Annotated in this window: 1 protein-coding gene; it reads left to right on the forward strand. The window is 45.5% G+C overall.

The window, feature by feature from the left end; all coding sequences use genetic code 11:
- Positions 1-234: 234 nt before the first annotated feature.
- The coding region (locus tag R8O11_RS28220) for a BCCT family transporter (RefSeq protein WP_318195000.1) at positions 235-670 on the forward strand (436 nt) is incomplete at its 3' end.

Genomic DNA, 670 nt, shown 5'->3' on the forward strand with positions numbered 1-670 from the left:
AGGGGAATGTCATTTACAAACGAAATGCGGCGCACTTCACGCTAAAATTTCAGTCAAAATCTCTGCAAAAAAATCAGAGGCTTGGCTAAAGTGTTAAAAATTAATCTAAATCTACGGTTATATTCGCTATCTCGACATGTTACCATCAGCGGCTTTTTGAACATCCTCACACTTTTCATCGACTTGATGTGAGGGGAAATGCACGGCTTCCGAGCCCTAAAAAGCGAAGTAATTATGTCAAATATGACGAATGCCGCCCCCCATACTCCTATTCAGGAAGCAGACTATTCTGCCATTCATCCCCCTTCCCTACTGAAACGCCTCGAACTCACCAATCCAGTATTCTGGTTGAGTGGTAGCTTCCTCAGTTTGTTCGTTCTGCTTGCATTGACGAACACCGAATCTCTAACCGCAATGGTTAACGCAGGCTTTGGGTTTGCGACAAAATATTTCGGAGCTTACTGGCAAGTATTGCTTCTTCTCAATTTCCTTATCGGTTTGGCTCTCGCGTTTGGTCGTACAGGGTATGTACGTTTGGGCGGCTTAGCGAAACCAGACATCGACACATTTAAATGGCTGTCGATTGTACTGTGCACCCTACTCGCTGGTGGTGGTGTTTTTTGGGCTGCTGCCGAGCCAATTGCTCACTTTGTTACAGCGCCACCTTTGT

The organism is Vibrio sp. 1288 (genome assembly GCF_033344475.1).